The organism is Pantoea sp. ANP04 (assembly GCF_041982285.1).
GTDB lineage: Bacteria > Pseudomonadota > Gammaproteobacteria > Enterobacterales > Enterobacteriaceae > Pantoea > Pantoea eucalypti.
Genome location: NZ_JAUTYS010000001.1, coordinates 379,790 through 398,889 on the forward strand (window position 1 = coordinate 379,790; position 19,100 = coordinate 398,889).

The following is a 19,100-nucleotide window of genomic DNA, read 5'->3' on the forward strand; positions in this document are numbered from 1 at the left end:
TTAAATTCCTCTTAAATGGTTTCGTTTCGTGATTTAGAAATTAACACCTCAATCCATTCATCAATCTCCCCCTCAATAAACGCCACCGCACGAGAGCCAATCTTGATAGGTTGAGGAAACTGCTTTTGATTGATCAACTCGTAGATCCAGGAACGGCTGTAGCCGGTTCTCTCAATCACGGTAGATAAACGGATTAGTTTCGTATTATGTCGGTTCATGGTGCTCTCCTCTGTTGGTTTCGATGAGAGCAACTGTAACTAGGACTGGAAGGCATGAGTTAGCGTGGTCCCTGACAGCAGGACCATTGAAGACTGGGTCAGTTAGAATCCGAGAGTTTCATGACCTCCGAAACTCTCATGTTTTTTAGGTGTTGGTTTCGATTTATGAAGAAGTTGAACTGCCTAATGAAATCTATGGTTGCAGCTTTCATCGCAAGGGGTCTGTCTGCGTCTTTAATATGGTAGTGCAGACGAATAACTGCCTCATCGTCTTCGTCTGTGTACAAAAGTCTCGACAACCTGTCGTCAGAAAGACGTAGATCATTCATTTTTGCCCACAAAAGCATGTCGAGCATGGCGATAAGCCTATAGGAGATAATCTTCTTTATCGTCCCATATCCGAAGCGTACCGCTCCTGACATGTCTGCTTTTATGCCTTTTACGCGCCGCCATTGCGGGAGTGCTGATTTGATAGACTCTGCAATTTCATCGTCTGTACCACTGGCAAGATCGATCTCTAGAAGAACTGTCTTCTCACTTATTGCTGACATGACAGTTGAAACATAAGCATCATGTTGAGGCAGATTAACGCCATATTCATCACTTCCCTGCTCCCATGAGATTAGATTAACTCTCAGTGCAGTTATGCTGAATTCAGCAAGCCTCGTTATATCTGTAATGAAGATATGAGGGGGACTCTGAAGGGTGTGGTCATCTTCCATGTAGTCGAGTTGATCAGATCTGAATAACATGGGCTTACCGTTGAAGATCTGTCGCATGTATCCCCCAAGACCGACCTTTTCCTCTTCAGTAGGCCATGGCTTGAAAAGAAGGGCTCTTGCCCATAACTCGTGATAAAGCGCATTGAGCGTTGTATCTTCAAAACTTTTATAGTTTTCTATGTTCATCCAAGCTTTGACTGCTCTTGTATCTTCAGTAGACCAATTTTTCATAATTTTCCTATTTGGTAACAAAGGTCGACTCACGATTAATGCCTATACTTATTAATAACCTGTCTACTGAGAATTCATATGAATATTTTCATAAGTTCGTTGATATCGGGTTTTGAAGATAAAAGAAAAGCTGTCAAGGATGCCGTTTGTGTTCTTGGGCATAAACCACTTATGGCAGAGGATTTTGGGGCTAGAGCAAATTCGCCACAAATCACTTGTCTTAACGGTGTTCGTGAATCTGATGCTGTAATCTTGATTTTAGGCTCTCGATATGGAGCGAAACAACAGTCAGGCCTGTCAGCAACCCACGAGGAAGTTATTGAAGCTCGTAATACCAAGCCATTGATTATCTTCATTGAAAGTGAAATCAGCGAAGCGGAACCTGAACAGGATAAACTGATAAAAGAAGTAAGTACTTGGGAAAAAGGTCTTTTTAGAGGAGAATTTTCTTCAGCTGAAGATCTAAAAGCTAAAGCTCTTAAAGCAATTCATGACCTTGTACTTGCCCGTGCAGTAGCACCTCTTGATCCAGTGGGCCTTAAAACTAGAGCAGTTGAGAATCTGCCGCGCAGTAACCAAACTTTTTCACAAAGCGCAATCAATCTGGATATCTCAATTGCTGCCGGCCCTGATTCAACCATTATCCGTCCTGCTCAAATGGACTCTAAAGAGCTTGAGGATAAGTTATCAAAAGAAGCTCTTTTCGGCAGGCATGCTATCTTCGACAAGCAATTTGGCACAAATGTATCGCTTGAAAACGGAGCGCTGTGTATATGTCAGACGCTAAACCGGGATCTTAAGAATCTTGTAAAGCTACATTCTAATGGCGATCTACTGATCTCATTACCTTTGTCTTCACCTTCAGGAGGCCTTCCCGCCATCATCGAAGAACAGGTAACTGAGCAGCTCTCAAAAGCTTTAGATTATGCTTTATGGATCTACTCTGACATCGATCCTACACAACGATTAACTCATCTCGTGCCTGCGCTAAGCATATCAGGTGGCTCCTCAGCCTCATGGAAAACTCAGGCTGAGTACCTGGCTAGTCCCAATACTATGTATTCATCATTCTCTATGGGACAAGATAAAGCTCCGGTCTTCTTGAACCCAGCTCATGTTGGAAGACAGGCATTTACCTTAGATAAGCTTTTATATGTCGAAGATTTCATAGCTCTCTTACGTCGACAATGGAAAAGTAAGTAAATTTCACAAGCATATGTTTTAGGCATATGCATAGGCATATTTAACATAAATATCATTCTAAAATACCATTAAACTCATAATGTTAAATGAACTATTCAAATCCTCTCGTGCCGACCAAATTCCCTGAAAAGCAGCCCAAAAGGCTGCTTTTTTCGTTTCTGTCATCAAAACATAACTTTCATCACATCTCCTGCAAAGCGTTCTATACTTAACAGCGTGTGGGTAACAAGAGGAGAGTTCATGACATTAATCGAAAAAGATGATCCATCCGAAGCACCCGAGTCCGGCGATAAGCAACCTTCCCCGCCAGACCAGAAGTAACCCACAGGGCCGCGTATGACGCGGCCTTTCTGTTTCTGTTATCTCTGCCCACTCTCCGGCTTAACATTCAGAATTGTCCGCTGAAGCAGTTAACATTTCTCTTACAATCAGCAGGTTAACGCGGGCGCCCGAAACTGATCTGCCTCACAAAATCGGCCATCAGTCGCGTCTTTTCATCAAACTGAAACAAAAATGTCACAAAAATTGCCTACTCTAAACTCCCCAGAAATTGACGGATAATTTTTATGGCGATCAAAGCGAAAAGCCTGAAAGATGCGGAGGCTTTACTGCATTCAGGCATTAGCAAAGTGGAACTGGCGTATGACATTGGTAGCGACGACTTCTTTCGTCTGGCGAGCCACTGGTGCGACCGGGGTGCACGCATCAGCAGGGGTCACCACCATTTTGTTGTTTCTCTGAAGAGTTTTGCCATTCCTCCCAACGACTGATTACGGCGGGCTGCTTGCCCTGATGCATCGTGCCTGATTTAATGCCTTTTTGGCTTAAATGGTTTCGCATGCGCTATCCCGACCTGCCGCTGCCGCCTGTTCCAGGCGGCTTTATTCTTTCCAGCCACCTGAACCACAGCGATTATTTGCTGGCGGTGAGTCGCTTTGACCCGCAAAAGTATCATGACGTGCTGGCTGTCGAATGGGGTATTCCCTTACCCGCCCGACTGCAGCAGGCTGTCACTAAACGGCGTGCTGAATACCTCGCCAGCCGTTTACTGGTCCGGTCGGTAATGAAAGAGCTGGGCATTGCCGATTTCATCCTGACCAACGCACCCGATCGCTCCCCCTGCTGGCCCGCTGGCGTTCAGGCGTCGCTGTCGCACAGTGCCGGTGTGGTCGTGGTAGCGGCAACCCGGCAACGCTGTGCGGTTGGCGTCGATGTTGAGCAGTTGATGTCAGAGACGACGGCGCAGGAAACGGCAGAGTTGTTGATGAATGCGCAGGAACAGCAACTTTTGCAGACGCTGCCCGTCTCCTTCAGCACTGCCGCGACGCTGCTCTTCTCTCTCAAAGAGAGCCTTTATAAAGCGCTGTGGCCACAACTGCATCAGCCGATGGATTTTCTGGATGCTGCACTGGTGTCGGTAGATTTCGCGCAGCAGCGCGCGACGCTGCAACTGGCTCAGGACTTCGGTGGCTGTTTTGCGATGGGGACGTTACTGGAGGCGGAGTTTATGTGGCGCGATAATCAGGTGATCACGCTGATTATGCATCGGCTTTAAAAGCGTTCTAAACAGAACGCCAGTATGTTTTTTCCTGGCCTGTCACCTTGTGATTTGCGACCACCACTAAATCAGAATTCACAATAAGCAGAGGCACAACAGGGTCGATGCGTTCCGCCAGCCACAGGCATATTTCACCACCAAAAAAGAGTAACACGCGATAATGGCTGGATTTGTGCTGTTTTGTGAGCCAGACATGAGTGGGTATTGCGACACTTCAGGTATAAGAAATATTTCCCTGGAACAAGGTACGCATGAAAAATTCTCTGTTCAGATTGTCCCCGACTTTTTTACTCTTTTTGCTTGCCTCATCAGCCACTGCACAAACGATCTCCCCTGAAATTACGACGCAGTCAGGCAAAGTCAAAGGCGCAGAGCATCAAAACACGCTGTCCTGGACCGGTATTCCTTATGCAAAAGCACCGGTCGGGGAACTGCGCTGGAAAAAACCGATTTCCCCTGACGCATGGCAAACCGTTTTCGATGCAACCCGGCCCGCTACAGACTGTATCCAGGTTTCCCCGGACGGAGCCAAAGGTGATGAGGATTGCCTGAATCTCAATATCTATCGCCCGACAGAGAGCAGCACACCGCTTCCGGTGCTGGTCTATATTCATGGTGGCAATAATCAGCTGGGCAGTTCCACTGAGTTCGCGCCGGCGTTTATCGCTGAAAAATACAATGCCGTGATTGTCACCGTAAACTACCGTCTTGGCGCACTCGGCTTTAATCCATTGAAAGCACTGAACGATGGCAACCCGCTGGATGACTCCGGGAATTACAGCTTACTCGACATCAAACAATCGCTGGCGTGGATCAAAGACAATATTTCGGCTTTTGGTGGTGACAGAAATAATATTACCGTTTCCGGATTTTCAGCGGGTGGCAGAGACGTGATGGCGATGCTTATATCGCCCCTTTTTAAAAATACTTTCAACAAAGCCATCGTTTTCAGTGGTGGCATGACCACCTCTGACAAACATGAAGCGGAAAGCATCTTCGCGCAAAGAATAGCGCCTCTGGTCGTTAAACAGGGCATTAAACCGGATGCCGGCGCAGCGAAAAGCTGGCTCCTGTCGGGCTCACCAGAGGTTCGTCATTTTCTCTATCAGCTTCCGGCAGCAGATCTGGCAATGCTTTTTGGCGATGCGGGAATTCGCATGAATCAATTCCCGCATCTCTACCGCGATGGTGTGGTGATCCCGAAGGATGGATTTGAGACCAAAAATTATAATGCCGTCCCCGCCATCATGGCCACAGGACAACAGGAGTTTTCTTTCTTCGCCCGTAACGACCCACTGTTTGCAACACAGGTGAAAGACGGTTCGCTTAAAAATGATACCGCGCTGCTGAATAAATACACCTTTGCAAATTATTATGGCGGGCTGCTATATAGCCTGTTTAATGTTAACCAGTCTGCTGAGCGCATGTATAAAAATTATAACGCGCCGCTGTATGGGATGGAGTTCCGTTATGGCACGGATGCGTTTGTCACAGGTGATAAACTATCGGCCATCGGTTCTTTCCACGGCGTGTTTATGCCTTTTTGGGATAAAAATAAGTATGCTGAATTTACGCAGGATGCGCTGAAGCTAAAAGGCTCTCAGGCATTAGGTGAATTTTTTAATTCCTACATTAAAAACTTCCTGGCAACAGGGTCACCCAACGATCAGACCCTGCCGGAATGGAAGAAATGGACACCGGAAAATGCCGCAGCGGGGGAATCGCTGCTGGTGATGGATGCTAACAAGCAGAAAGCCATTATCTACATGAGCAATAAGACTTATAGCTATAACGATATTCTCACCCGCATTGAACAGGACAACGCCCTGTCAGCGGCAGACAAAAATAGTGTTATCAAAAACGTGCTGAACAATCGCTGGTTCAGCGCACCGCTTGATCAACATTTCGCCCACTAATCCGCTGCCTCCTGCGCTGGCAGGAGGCAAACTTTAACGCATCGACTTCACTGCAGATGACCTGCCGTACAGGGCTGTTATCTGTGATTTACTGCGTATGAGGCACACCTGCCAATGGATTGTTCAGTCAGCACGGCTGCCTGCTGCTGACGCTTACAGAAGTGTTAACACCGTGTTCAGCGACCTGCACGGCAATTAACGCGGTAGCTGCTGAGTGTTGCCATCTGCCGTCAAAGCCCTGTATCGGTGCGTTTAACCGAGTCGAGCGTGGCGAGGTCGCGTTCATTACCGGTCAGCTCCGTCAACTGGCCTTCGCGCATCTCCAGCAGCCGATCGGCATGAATGAAGTAGTGATCGTCATGGCTGATAGCAAACACCGTTTTACCCGCCTGCTGCAACCACGGCAGCAGCTCACGATAGAAGATGCGTCGGAAATGTGGGTCCTGATCTGCCGCCCACTCATCCAGTAGCAGCACATCGCGTTCTTCTGCCACCGCCAGCAACAGCGCCAGTCGCTTACTCTGTCCTTTTGAGAGCCGCAGATTGAGCACTTTATTGCCTTCAATCTTCAGCTTGTCCTGCATCTTCAGCCTTTCCAGCCACTGCTGCACCAGCGCCGGATTGGCGGCAACGCCTTCCCGCCCGATTAACCGGTCAAACAGATGCAGGTCGGTAAAGACCGCGGAGAACTGACTGCGCCAGACATCCAGCTCGTCTGCCGTGATCGCTTTACCATCCAGCAGCAGCGTGCCGGACTGCGGTTGATACAGCCCGGTCAGCAGCATCGCCAGCGTCGATTTTCCGCTGCCGTTGCCACCAATCAGAAACACCAGTTCGCCCCGGCGCAGCGTCAGGTTAATCGGCCCGACCTGGAAGCCGTTGTCACCATAGTGAAAAGAGACGTCGCGCAGCTCCAGAGTTTGCCAGTCTGACGACGCCGAGGGCGCGTGAAACCCTGCCTGATAAGGCGCGAGGTCAAAGGCGTTGAGCTTACGGAATGCGACCTGGGCGCTGAGCAACGTGGGTAACGCGCCCACTGCAGAAAGCAGCGGCGTGCGTAAGAACAGCAGCGTCAGGGAGAAAGTCGCGGCCACAGCAGTATTGGCCCAGCCCAGGCTGTTAGCCATGAAAAAGACCATGCCGATAGCGCCCAGGGTCATGATATTTGACCAGTTGACCGCACTCAGATGATAAGTATCGGCACGCACAATATGGTGACGCCAGGCGCGGGCATCTTCCTGATAAACTGTGTCATAGACCTGTTGCGCACGTGAGCGGTTAAGCTGTAACTCTTTACGCCCCTCAATCACCGTCTGGTAATCACGATAGAGGTTGTCTTCGATTTCGCGCAACTTTGCCATGTGCTGGTAAACCCGCGAGACCAGCATCCAGCCGCCCACCAGCGTCACACCCAGCCAGAGACTGGTCACCAGCAGCATTTTTGGTGACAGCCACGCGAGATAGATGGCTGAGCCGAGGGTAATGATTACGCCCTGAAACAGCTCCGGCAGACGCACAAAAGCCAGCGTAATTGCCCGCACGTCGCTGGTCAGTCCCGCCAGCAGTTGTGCACTGCCGAGTTGCTCGATGCGTTCAACCCGGCTATCAAGGATTCGCTTGATGAACTCGCCACGCAGTCGCCAGACAAACTGATGCCCGAGCATCGTCAGTGCCAGCTGCGAAGCCAGCGTCACCGCCATCAGCACCACCAGCTGCAACAGGAACTGCGGCAGCACCGCGAATGAGGTGTTGATGGCGACAATCATTTCGCGGTTGATAAAGGCGATCATGCCGATACCCAGCACGGCGCTTAACAACGTCAGGGCAATGACCCCGATAAAAGGCCAGCGAAACTGGCGAAAAACAACGCTTAACAACGTCATGCAGGCAATCCATCAGCTAAAAAACAGCCTGCAGTTTAATGGGATGCCAAATGATAGCAATAGTTATTCTCACCACGCCGTGACTGCCGTAGTGGGTTAAAAGGCGCGACGAAATGTCAGGTTATAACGCCAGGCGCCGGCCAGCGGATGCACGCCTGGCTTAAGCGGCAAAATGCCGTGGTAACGCAGGCGCGACGGCCCGCCCCACACCACAATATCACCATGCTCAAGCAGCACACGCTGGGTGCTGTCGCCCCGTTCGAAGCCACCGAACTGAAACACGGCCGGCAGACCCAGCGACACCGAAACGATGGGCTGGTGCAGGTCTTTCTCATCTTTATCCTGATGCAGCGTCAGCTTCGCACCCGGTTCATAGCGATTAAGCAGACAGGCATCCGGATTAAAGCCAGGAAAGCCCGCCTCCGCCGCGGCCTGCTGCGCCAGCTCGCGAAACAGCGGTGGCATGGGCGGCCATTTGCGGCCATTGAGGTTATCCTGCTGCTGATAATTGTAGCCGCGTGAATCCACCGACCAGCCAAAATCGCCGCAGTTGGTCATCGCCACCGACATGCGATGGCCACCCGGCGTAATGCGATGGGCAAAGGGGTTCTGATCCGCAATCGCCAGTATCTGCTGATACAGCGCCTCTGCGTCATCACGTGCGCGGCGCCGCAGGATCACGGCCCCCTCCGCCAGCGGCTCCTGCCAGGGTTGCTCTTCACTAAAAAGATCTAACATCAGGGTTCTCCGGATTCAGCGGGAATCAGAAAAGCAGCAAACTGCGGCGACATCCAGCTGACAAATTTATCGCCCTGCTTGCTGATCAGATAGACCGCCAGATGCTGTTCAATTGCCAGCGCTTTGGCTTTCTCGGTGCCGAGCACCATCAGTCCGGTGTCCCAGCCATCGGCTTCCAGCGCCGTGGTGGCAATCACCGTGGCAGAAACCAGTTTATGCTCAATGGGTCGTCCGGTAACGGGATCGATCACATGAGAAATGCGCTTGCCGTCCAGTTCATAATAGTTGCGATAGCTGCCGGATGTACTGATACCGTGTCCCTGCAGACTCACGCGTGCCTGAACCGCATTCTCCTGATCGGTGGGTTTCTGGATCGCCACCCGCCACGGCTGCTGTTGCGCATTAAGACCCCGGCTCAGCACGGCACCGCCGACTGACACCAGATAGTTGTTGATACCGAGCTGCTCCATCAGCCGTGCCAGATGATCGGTGGCAAAGCCCTCACCCACCGTCGAGAGATCGACATAGAGCTCTGGCAAATCTTTCTGCAACCATTGTCCATCCGCACCCTGCAGCACTCTCAGATGCTGCAATCCGGTCTGCGCACGGGCGGCGGCAATTTGGGCTACATCCGGTGTATGGATGGGCTGTTTCGTCGGGCCAAAGCCCCATAAATTAACCAGTGGACCGACGGTAATGTCCATCGCCCCGCCGGTTTTACGGCCAATCCGCAGCGAGGTCGTGACAATGTCCGCCATGTTTTCACTCACCGGCTGCGGTGACAGGTCACGGCTCTGGTTAAAGCGCGATAACGCAGAGTCCGGCTTCCAGGTGGAGAGCTCGGCATCATCCGCGTCCAGCTGCTGCTGAATCCGCTGCTGTAAGGCCGCTTTACGCTTACTCTCAACACCCGCCAGGCTCACCCGCCAGACGGTGCCCATGGTTTTTCCTTCCAGCACCATCGCTGTTGTCGGTGCTGATTGATCACAGCCCGCCGCCGTCAGAATTAAAATCGACATAAACAGCAGATTAATCTTATAACTCATCATTCCTCGCCTGTAACACTTTATGAATAGCCACTACAAAGCATAAAGTTTGGGTAAATTCGCTTAAATAGAGTTGAATATTTCACTGAATCACGAGAGCATTCCCCGGTCATCTATCCTGATCCCGCCTCGCGACAGGGGATTAACATTAATCAAAGTAAGGAGCTACAGATGATCTATGCGATTCTGGTCGTTGCCCTGGGTCTGTTTGTTTACGGCAGTTATAAAGTTGTCGAACAGCGTCGTCATCGTCACATGACCCCTTCCCGGCCGCGCCAGTAACGGGCTTAACTGCACCTGATTGGGGCAATCGCTCCCTGACGTGCGCGGCAAGTGTATCAAAACGGGCGTAACGCCTGTGGCTGTGAGAGCGGTAAAGCTGGCATGAATTCTGCACTGTTGAAACAGTGTTTATCTCTGAGAGGTGCAGAATGAAAAATTCACAGAAGTGGCAGTCAGCATGGCATCACTGGTTGAGCTTTTCTGCTTTTACTCTGGCAGGCGTGGCATTTGAAGGCGCGCGGTTTGGCAGCGTTATGTCATCAGAAACAACGGCGCCGGAAGCAACGAAGTGGCCAAAGGCTGATGCGTTTAGCCCGGAAGATAACGCAGGAGCGCAGCCGTAACTGCGCTCCCTTATCACTTAGAACTGGTAAACCAGGCCTACACCCACCACGTCGTCGGTATTGATACCGGCCGCGTCGGTGAAGGCGTTGTCGTCCAGCAGGTTGATCTGGTAATCAACATAGGTAGACATGTTTTTGTTGAAGTAATACGTCGCGCCAACATCGATATATTTTTTCAGATTCTGTGTGCCCCAGTTCTGAACATCGGTGCCACGTGAGGTCACGTAGGCCAGAGATGGGCGCAGACCAAAGTCGAATTGATACTGCGCAACCAGTTCCCAGTTATCCGCTTTATCCGCATAACCAAACGCTGAAGAGTCGGTGCTGCCGAAGCGGGTTGCGTTGAAGGAGCGTGAGTACATCGCTGCCAGATAGACGTTGTTCGCGTCATATTTCAGACCGCCAGTATACACTGACGCTTTATCGCCATGGCCGAGGATACCTGATGTTTCGCTGTTCTGGTCGTTGGTACGGTCAGACTGGAAGGTTGCCGCACCAATGCCGAAGCCTGAACCCAGATCATAGGTCGTGCTCAGACCCCAGCCGTCGCCGTTCTGGCCCAGCACGTCACGACCATTCGGTGACTCGCTGCTGTTGCCATTCTTACCCTGATACTGGACTGCGAAGTTCCAGCCATCCACCAGACCGAAGAAATTGTTGTTACGGTAGGTCGCCATGCCGTTACCGCGCTGATACATGAAGTTATCCGCGCCATAGGTATCGCCGCCGAACTCAGGCAGCACGTCAGTCCATGCGCCGATGTCATAGGCTACGCCGTAGTTACGACCATAGTCGAAGGATCCCGCATCACCAAATTTCACACCGGCGAACCCAACACGGGTAAAGCTGTCTGCTGTCCCCTGGTCTTCAGAGTTGTTTAGTGCTGCCTGGTATTCCCACTGGCCGTAACCGGTCAGCTGATTGCTGATTTCTGTTTCGCCTTTGAAGCCGAAGCGAACGTATGACTGGTCGCCGTCGGAACTGCTGTTGTCAGAGAAGTAGTGCAGGCCGTCAACTTTACCGAAGAGATCTAATTTGTTGCCGTCTTTATTATAGATTTCAGCTGCGTTTGCTGATCCTGCTGCAACCAGCAGTGCAGGAATCATCAGGGAGAGAACGCGACGTTTCATTTTATTACCCTCTGTTATATGCCTTTATAATTTGCCACTGCTAACTGAATGATTAAAAATTCAGCCGGCAGGTCATTGTTGTTTTATAGCGGGTAATAATCCACCAGGAAAATGCTACTAAATTTCCAAAACTGTTTCATCCATCGAAACAGTTATTTCATAATGTAAATAGCGGGGAACTAATAACCAGCACAGATCGGTAAAAAAAACCGCACAAATTGATACACCCCTTCCGATATCTTTGTTATCAACAGTTTACATCAGAGCATTCTGAAGCACTGAATGATAAAACTTATACGACATCTGATAATAGAATAGACCCCGCTATCATCATTTATTCCATTATTACCTTCATTCTCCCCGAATGAGATGTACAACTTATTATTTCCCGCCGGACAATCTGTCCGGCATTTTTTTGCCTGTCATTCGCCGTCGCACTATATCTTCGTAAACATTTTTAACGTGGTTAAATTAACTTCACTCTGCTTCCGCACAGTTTGTTAAATTGCGCACACTTTGTGCCCGGATAGTCTGAATATCCGCCATGTTAATTTATCACCGTAATTAAGCAAATAAGCCTCTCAGCTGGACCGCATTTTCAGCGCTCGCGCAGCGATTCTTTGACTTTATTCAGTGGTTTAATCAGGTAATCCATGACGGATTTCTGACCGGTTTTAATCTCCACATTGGCCACCATTCCGGGCACAATCGGGAATTTTCGGCCAGTGCGGTTGGTCAGCTCGGCTTTCTGGGTACGAACGTAGACACGATAATAATATTGATCACGTTTCACCTCATCCTGCAGCGTGTCTGGCGACACCGTTTCCACTTCGCCGTGCAGATCGCCATAAATAGAGGAGTCATAGGCGGTGACTTTCACGGTGGCGGCCAGTCCGGGCCGAATCCAGGCGATATCGCGTGGATTGATACGCGTCTCAATCAGCAGTTGATCCTCCAGCGGCACAATTTCCATCAGTTTACCGCCCGGTTCCAGTACACCACCCACCGTGGTGACCTGAATATCTTTGACGATGCCGCGCACCGGCGAGTAGAGCGTCGCGCGCGTCAGCTGATCCTCTTTGCCTGCGGCAACCTGCAACTGCGCATCCAGTTCCGCATTGTTTTTCACCTGCTCTTCGTGAGCGCGCACCAGATAGTCATTGCGCGCTTCGTCGATTTTGCCACGTAGATCGCTGACCTGACGACGCAGACGGATCACCTCAACCTGCCCTGCCGCGCCTTTCGCCACCAGCGGTTCGGTGAGCCGCAGCTCATCCTGCACCAGTTTCAGCGACTGCTGCAGGTTACTGATGGTTTCAGTGAGATTACGACGTCGCGACTCATAGAGCTGCCGCTCGCGCGTAACCAGATTCGGCTCCTTCAGCGTTTCGGCACTGAACTTCAGCGGCGTGCCCGACAGCTCCGCTTCCAGCCGCTCGGACGAGGCACGCAGCGTGCGCACTTTAGCCTGCGCTTCACCGAAATTTGACTGAAAGCGCGTTGGATCGAGGGTCGCCAGCACCTGCCCTTTCTCAACAATGTCACCTTCATGCACATTAAGCTGTTTGACGATGCCGCCATCCAGGCTGTCGATCACCTGCGCGCGGCTGGAGGGCGTCACTTTACCGGTGCCCACTGTGACCTCATCCAGAATGGCAAAGTGCGCCCAGATCAGAAATATCGCCAGCGCGGCGGTGCAGAGCCAGATAATCGCTGATGTCCGGCGCTCATGACGGGCAAGATCTTTATCAACAATCACCAGACTCATGCCACATCTCCTTTACCTGCCGTAGCAGGTGCAGTCGCGCGGCGCAGGATCTCGTCGCGCGGACCATCAGCGACAATGCGCCCGTTATCCATCACCACAATACGATCGACCATTTTCAGCAGTGCCGGACGGTGCGTCACCAGCACCAGCGTCCGGCCGCTGATCCAGCCCTGCAGCTGACGAATCACATGCTCCTCCAGCTGTTCATCCATTGCCGCAGTGGGTTCATCCAGCAGCACCACCTGCGGCTGACGCAGGATCAATCGGCTCAGCATCACCATCTGACGTTGCCCGCCAGAGAGCCCGCGACCGCCTTCATTGATAATACGATCCAGGCTGGCGGCGTCCTGCTGGATCAGCGACAGTGCGCCGCTGATACGCAGTGCCTGCAGCATCTCCTGTTCGCTGGCATGGGGATTGCCCAGCATCAGGTTCTGCCGCAGCGTGCCAAAGAAGAGGCGGGAGTCATGCGACAGCCACCCGAGCTGACGGCGTAAATCAGTGGGATCGATACGCTCAATATCGACACCATCAACAATCACCTTGCCCTGACTGGCCTGTGCCTGACCGGCAAGAATCTTCAGCAAGGTCGACTTCCCTGCCCCGACCTTACCCAGAATGGCAATCTTCTCGCCGGGCTTGATCTGCAGCTGCTGCACGTTGAGCACATTTTTTTCATTCTCTTCGTCATAGCTGTAATGCACATTGCGCAGATCGTACTGGCCGGTGAGCGTCGGACAGTGCGCCAGCGTGGCGGCTTCAGGTTGATCGAGCGGCTTTTTCAGCAACTCATCCAGCCCTTTCATCGCCATTTTGGCGTGCTGCCAGCGTGAGAAGACCATGGTCAGCTGCATCAGTGGAGCGATAGTGCGGGATGAGAGCAGGCTACAGGCGACCAGCGTACCGGTGGTGATGTGTGAATCGAGCACCAGGTAAACCCCAAACACCAGCATCCCTGCATAGGTGAGCTGCTGCACCGTCGATGCCCAGCCGGTAAGGCGCGCGCCCCACAATCGCTGCTGATTGCTGATCGCGGCGCTGACTTCATGCGTCTGCTCCCACTGACGCTGGAAATAGGGTTCGGCCTGAAGCGCCTTGATATCCTCAATGCCTTCAATGGTCTCCACCAGCACGGCATTACGCAGCGCGCCCTCACGCAGCCCCTCTTTAGCCAGCCGCGCCATGGGAATCTGAACCAGCAGACCCGGAATGACGATCAGCGGGATCGCCGCCAGCGGAATCAGCACCAGCCAGCCGCCTATAAACGACATGATGAACAGGAACAGGATAACAAACGGCAGATCGGCCGCGGCACCAACCGTGGTCGAGGTCAGCAACTCGCGCACCTGGTCGATCTCACGCAGTTGCGAGATAAATGAGCCGGTCGATTTCGGCCGCGCCTCATTACGGATGCTCATCGCCCGGGCAAACAGCATGGCGGAAACTTTCAGGTCGATGCGTTTACCCATTAAATCTGAGACCTGGGTTCGCATCAGCCGGATAAGATATTCAATCGCCGCAGCAATCAGTACCCCGACAAACAGCACCCACAGCGTGGACTGTGACTGCGCCGGAATCACCCGATCGTAGACCTGCATCGAAAAGAGAATTCCGGCCAGTGCCAGCACATTACCGATCACCGACGCCAGTGAGATCTCGGTGATACGACGCCCCATGCCGCGAAAGTTTTTCCAGAACCAGTGTGGCTCATAAGGCTGAATGAATTCGTCGATGCGCGCATCACGGCCACGCGCCGCCACCCCAATCACGCCAACATCGCCCTGAGCACGTGTCAGCAGCTCCGATAAGGCGCTTTCACGCACCACATCGCCGCCTTCACTGAGCCAGTAACGCGCGCTGCCGTCCGCATCGATATTCTCCAGCACCGCTACGCTGGCATTTTCCAGCACCAGCACCACCGGCGTGATCTCCTGACGCCAGCGCAGTTTGTTCTGCGGCACCATGGTCAGATGCAGTCCCAGCAGGCCGGAGAGCCGCTCCAGCTGCTGTGACACCGGCAGATGTTCAAACCAGCGCATCTGCTGACGCAGGGTTTTGCCATCGGCAGGCTTACCGAATCGCGCGGCGACGCGCAGCATGGCGGCAATCCAGTTATCGGTGTTCAGGGTTAACGTACTCATGATTTTTGCCTTATCGCTATTGCAGCGAAGGAAGGAGATCGCCGCTGCTTTGCTGGCGATCGATACCCATGATATCGAGCAGATTGTCTACTGCGGCGGCATAGCGTACGGTGGCGTCCCAGCCATCGTAGAGCGCGGTGATACGTGAGCTGTCAGCCTGAAACACATCCTGTTCTACACTCAGCAGATCGTTCAGGCTGCGCTTGCTCAGACGATATTCATCGGCATAAACATTGCGGGTATGGTCGGCGCTGGCCAGCTGCACTTCCCCGGCAGCCTGCCGTTGCTGCGCGCCAATCATGTCGGCATAGGCGGTTGAGGCGTTCTGATTAATGGCGAGTTTGGCTTGCTGCACTGCAGCCTGCGCTGCCTCACGGTCGCCCTCCGCTGATTCAGTTTTGGCATTGACCATGCCACCCTGATAGAGCGGCGCTTCCACCTGCAGCTGCACTTCATCATCCCAGTAAGACTGGCGATCGTTTTCATAGCGGGTCCGGCCCGCCTGCACTTTGATGGTTGGCCAGTGACCGGACTGTGCCTGGCGTACCCGTTCACGGGCGGCCTCCTGTTTAGACTGTGCGCTGCGCACCGCCGCGCTGCTTTCATAGGCAATTTTGTCGAGGGTGATCTGCTGTTTCAGGAGTGCCTGGGGCAGTTCTGGCAGTGTGGCGGGCACCACGCCGGTCAGTACAGTGAGTTGGGCGGTAGCGGAGCGCAGCTGGGCGCGATACTGCTCAAGCGTGGCTTGCATTGCGGCGATGCGGGTTTCCGCCTGCAGCACGTCTGACTGTGAGTTGAGCCCCGCATCGGCGCGCAGTTTCGCGATATCCCGCACCCGCTGCAGTGAAGCGATATTAGTGTGCGCGATGTCTGCCAGCGCCTGGTAGCGTTTGACTTCGAGGTAGGCCTGCAGCGTATCTTCCGCCACGGTGGTCATGGAGTCGAACAGGCCGAAGCGATAAGCCTCTGACAGTGCATGCTGTTCATCGATGGCGCTGCCGGTACGCCCAAAGTCGTAGAGCAGCTGGCTAAGCGTGATACCGCCGGAGCCATTGTTGTTGAGGCTCCCGGCGGAGTCAGTCTGATGGGAGCGGCCCGCCGCACCCTGTAGTGAGATTTGCGGATACCAGGCGCTGCGGGCGGCATCAAGATCGCCCTCGCCAACGTGGATCTGTGCCGCCGCTTCCGAGATTTTCGGATTACGGGCGAAGGCCCGGAGAATGGCGTCGCGCAGCGTTAAGCTGGCAATCTGTTCTTCGGTCGGCGCTGCGCGCCAGTTAAATTCTGCTTTGGGTAAGGGTGCGGAAAAGACCGCATTCACTGACACGCCGCTCAGGGCGCACAATAAAAAAGTTAACTGCGCTTTGTTCATTATCCATACCAACAGGGGGTTTTATCATCATGATGTTTTTCCTGGTGAACAAAGCGAGCAAAAGGGATGACGATCAGATCCTGACAGAGTTATTGCATTATTTTATTTATGATTAACATCAGAGACACTAAATAACTATTAACATTATTAGATCATATTCTGTACTTATTCCTGTTAAATAGTGATGAAATCTTTAATATTCCGCCTGAATGAATGAAAATTAACCACCCAGCCACGCCTGACCACTCCAGACAGGCTTAACAGACCTGCCCGGAAATCAGTACTTTTACTAATGATTTAGCGTCACACTATCGACTGTGCTGCCGGATGCTGCAACAGGTGATCGGCAAGCGTATAAGGCACATCTGAGAAGAGATGGCTCTCCTGAGGGAGGACAGCAACAGATGCCTGTGCCACATGCCCGGTCTCTGCCTGCTGAGTCTGACTAACGGTTTCCAGCAGCTGATCCAGCGTCTGCCCCTCTGTCAGGCTCGCCGTTTCGGTATGCGATGCCACCTGCACCGTCTGGCTGGCCGTCGCGATATTACCGGCGCTGTCTTTGGCGCTGACCGTCATCGGATATTCCCCCTCATCCAGTGGAGCCAGTTGTCCGGCCAGAATGGTCAGGGACCAGCCACCATCCGCTTTGACACTGGCGCTGTAATGCTGATCGCCCAGCGTTAATTCCACCTGGCTCCCCGGTTGCAGATTGCTGGAACTGCCCTGAATCAGATGCCAGCTGTTCACATCGGCAGCATCGATTTTGTTGTCGCCAAAGGCGATGTCCAGCGTCAGGGTTGGCCGCTGATGTACGGCAACGGTAAATAGCGTGTCCCAGCTTTGGGTATCGCTGTTGCCATAGTCATCCTGGCGATGGAAAGTGGCGGTGACCGGACCATCCGGCAGCGCCATAAGCTCGCTGGAGGTCATCGTGACCATGCCTTTTGCGTCAGGCTGGTAGGTTATCCCATTGATTTCCAGTGTTCTGCAACCCTCAATATAGAAGCTCAGATCGTGCTGCGCTTCCTGATAGTTGAGGATCATGTCACCACCGATATCCATTTCGGTGTAGACCTGCTGTAAATCCGTGTGGATATTCAGTTCATGGGTGACGTCGGTGTAGTTTTTTGCCCCATCAATGGACCAGGCACGGATTTCCCCGGCGCTGATAAAGGCGTTCACCTCCGCTGCCGGGATGATCACCTGCCAGTGTCCTTCCTGGCCCAGGGTGGCGTTATAATCTTTTCCGTTGGCGCCGCTGATAACCAGCTGATGGCCCGGCATGACGGTGGTCAGCATGCCGCTCAGCAGCAGATCCTGCTGGCTTTCCGCAAGGTTAATCACATCGTCCGCAGTAATCTTATCGAAGGTTATCTGTGGCAGGCTGCTCTGATGAGTGATCAGCGTCAAATCGTGAGAGTCAGTTGCCGTTTTTCCGTTGGGATCGGTCGCCGTGACGTTGAGGCTGTAAACGCCATCCGGCAGCGCGGTTAAATCACTTTCAGCAAAAGAACCGTACCATTTGCCGTCACTTTCCATGTGCGCGGTGGTGGTTTGCGTGCCCAGCGTTAGTTTCAGCACCGACCCCACCGGCAGGTGTGTTGCGCTGCCGCTGATCTCAACACCATAAATGCTCTCGGCAATACTCACCGCGTTGTCACCACTGACCGTATCCACGGTCAGTGTCGGTTTGATGGTGCGATCAGCATAGAGACCAAAATCGACGTCGGTAGTGGTACTGTGGCCCGCTTTATTGGTGAGGGTCAATTGCAGGCTGTGATTGCCATCCGGCACCCCTTTTAGCGCCTCAGCGGGCATAGAGGCGTTCCAGTAGCCCCACTTATTGACCGTACTGTGCCAGCTCTGGTCGTTAAAAGTCAGTGTCACTGTTGAACCCGCTTCACCTTCAGCACGCCCCCGCAGATGTACTGGCTTATGCGCTTCCCAGCTGGCGATAACGCCGTCCATGGCGATGGGTTCGTAAGGCCGTAGTGCCGGGGGAGATGAACTCTTCACCGTGGACAGCGTGTTGTCATTAACCGGGCTGCTATGCAGCGATTCCGTGGAGAAAGTGCTGATTGGCAGGTTCAGGCTTTGCGCAGCCACCGGAAGGCTCAGGCTTTGCAGGGGAAGTGGCACGATGGCTGGCAGCGTGCTGTCGGTAACGGCAAAGTCGCTGACTGCCGTCTGGAAAATGGATTCAAGCCGGACAGAACGAAACGTATCACGTGTTGACATAGGTAACCTCAGTTCAGAACAGAAACGCAGACTAAAACGCCCGGATAAACCGGACGTTAAGGCTGTCGACAGGTGGTGGGTCAGCTGATGCTGCCCGTTTCCGCTGGTCGGAACTGGTTACCCGCAGGTAACAGGGATGGAGAAAGAGGACGCTGATAAAGCGACAAAGGGAGCCAGAATAATGATTCACGGCGTGACGCCGTTTGTTGCACCTACCCTAATCTTTCATTCTGCTAATGAATATTGGCGATTATCTGGAAAATAAATTATCACGTGACTAAATAAAAAAGCGGGTGCTTTCGCACCCGCT

Annotated in this window: 15 protein-coding genes; 5 read left to right on the forward strand and 10 right to left on the reverse strand. The window is 52.6% G+C overall.

Annotation, left to right across the window (positions count from 1 at the left end; all coding sequences use genetic code 11):
* Positions 1 to 11: 11 nt before the first annotated feature.
* Both Q7C21_RS01680 and Q7C21_RS01685 read right to left on the reverse strand, forming a co-directional pair.
* The gene (locus tag Q7C21_RS01680; protein ID WP_375150307.1) at positions 12 to 218 is read right to left on the reverse strand and encodes a helix-turn-helix transcriptional regulator; all 207 of its coding nucleotides are present in this window, start codon (positions 216 to 218) and stop codon (positions 12 to 14) included.
* Positions 219 to 316: 98 nt separating this feature from the next.
* A complete protein-coding gene (locus Q7C21_RS01685; RefSeq protein WP_375150308.1) occupies positions 317 to 1,171 on the reverse strand; it encodes a DUF6387 family protein in 855 nt (284 codons plus the stop codon).
* Between the two features lie 78 nt (positions 1,172 to 1,249).
* Between Q7C21_RS01685 and Q7C21_RS01690 the strand changes: the two genes are divergently transcribed.
* From Q7C21_RS01690 to Q7C21_RS01705, 4 genes are all read left to right on the forward strand, one after another.
* Entirely contained in the window at positions 1,250 to 2,374 is a 1,125-nt protein-coding gene (locus Q7C21_RS01690) for a DUF4062 domain-containing protein (RefSeq protein ID WP_375150309.1), read from the forward strand.
* Positions 2,375 to 2,940: 566 nt separating this feature from the next.
* Positions 2,941 to 3,144, forward strand: a complete 204-nt coding sequence (locus Q7C21_RS01695; protein ID WP_003854174.1) for a hypothetical protein — start codon at positions 2,941 to 2,943, stop codon at positions 3,142 to 3,144.
* A gap of 68 nt (positions 3,145 to 3,212) precedes the next feature.
* The gene (locus Q7C21_RS01700) at positions 3,213 to 3,929 is read left to right on the forward strand and encodes a 4'-phosphopantetheinyl transferase superfamily protein (RefSeq protein WP_312544006.1); all 717 of its coding nucleotides are present in this window, start codon (positions 3,213 to 3,215) and stop codon (positions 3,927 to 3,929) included.
* A 254-nt stretch (positions 3,930 to 4,183) separates the two neighbouring features.
* On the forward strand, positions 4,184 to 5,848 hold the full coding sequence (locus Q7C21_RS01705) for a carboxylesterase family protein (protein WP_375150310.1): 1,665 nt from the start codon (positions 4,184 to 4,186) through the stop codon (positions 5,846 to 5,848).
* Between the two features lie 230 nt (positions 5,849 to 6,078).
* On the opposite strand, the gene Q7C21_RS01710 is transcribed toward Q7C21_RS01705, so the two are convergent.
* The 3 genes from Q7C21_RS01710 to apbE all read right to left on the reverse strand — a co-directional run bounded on the left by Q7C21_RS01710 (position 6,079) and on the right by apbE (position 9,518).
* Entirely contained in the window at positions 6,079 to 7,731 is a 1,653-nt protein-coding gene (locus Q7C21_RS01710; RefSeq protein WP_003854180.1) for a multidrug ABC transporter permease/ATP-binding protein, read from the reverse strand.
* Positions 7,732 to 7,827: 96 nt separating this feature from the next.
* The gene (alkB, locus tag Q7C21_RS01715) at positions 7,828 to 8,469 is read right to left on the reverse strand and encodes a DNA oxidative demethylase AlkB (protein WP_003854182.1); all 642 of its coding nucleotides are present in this window, start codon (positions 8,467 to 8,469) and stop codon (positions 7,828 to 7,830) included.
* Positions 8,469 to 9,518, reverse strand: coding sequence for an FAD:protein FMN transferase ApbE (apbE, locus tag Q7C21_RS01720; protein WP_003854184.1), 1,050 nt, complete (start codon positions 9,516 to 9,518; stop codon positions 8,469 to 8,471). The genes alkB and apbE overlap by 1 nt, the downstream gene beginning before the upstream one ends.
* A 168-nt stretch (positions 9,519 to 9,686) precedes the next feature.
* Here apbE and Q7C21_RS01725 point away from each other — a divergent pair, with 168 nt between their 5' ends.
* Positions 9,687 to 9,797 carry a hypothetical protein gene (locus Q7C21_RS01725; RefSeq protein ID WP_008926126.1) on the forward strand — a complete coding sequence of 37 codons (111 nt, stop codon included), beginning with the start codon at positions 9,687 to 9,689 and terminating at the stop codon, positions 9,795 to 9,797.
* A 361-nt stretch (positions 9,798 to 10,158) separates the two neighbouring features.
* On the opposite strand, the gene ompC is transcribed toward Q7C21_RS01725, so the two are convergent.
* The 5 genes from ompC to Q7C21_RS01750 form a co-directional block, all read right to left on the reverse strand.
* Positions 10,159 to 11,271: a porin OmpC gene (ompC, locus tag Q7C21_RS01730; RefSeq protein WP_039659746.1), complete on the reverse strand. Its 1,113-nt coding sequence runs from the start codon at positions 11,269 to 11,271 to the stop codon at positions 10,159 to 10,161.
* Between the two features lie 598 nt (positions 11,272 to 11,869).
* Positions 11,870 to 13,039, reverse strand: a complete 1,170-nt coding sequence (locus Q7C21_RS01735) for an HlyD family efflux transporter periplasmic adaptor subunit (protein WP_039659744.1) — start codon at positions 13,037 to 13,039, stop codon at positions 11,870 to 11,872.
* On the reverse strand, positions 13,036 to 15,180 hold the full coding sequence (locus Q7C21_RS01740; protein ID WP_140033193.1) for a type I secretion system permease/ATPase: 2,145 nt from the start codon (positions 15,178 to 15,180) through the stop codon (positions 13,036 to 13,038). The genes Q7C21_RS01735 and Q7C21_RS01740 overlap by 4 nt, the downstream gene beginning before the upstream one ends.
* A gap of 16 nt (positions 15,181 to 15,196) precedes the next feature.
* Positions 15,197 to 16,552, reverse strand: a complete 1,356-nt coding sequence (locus Q7C21_RS01745) for a TolC family outer membrane protein (protein WP_003854194.1) — start codon at positions 16,550 to 16,552, stop codon at positions 15,197 to 15,199.
* A gap of 303 nt (positions 16,553 to 16,855) precedes the next feature.
* Positions 16,856 to 18,790, reverse strand: coding sequence for an Ig-like domain-containing protein (locus Q7C21_RS01750; protein ID WP_375150311.1), 1,935 nt, complete (start codon positions 18,788 to 18,790; stop codon positions 16,856 to 16,858).
* Positions 18,791 to 19,100 lie beyond the last annotated feature (310 nt).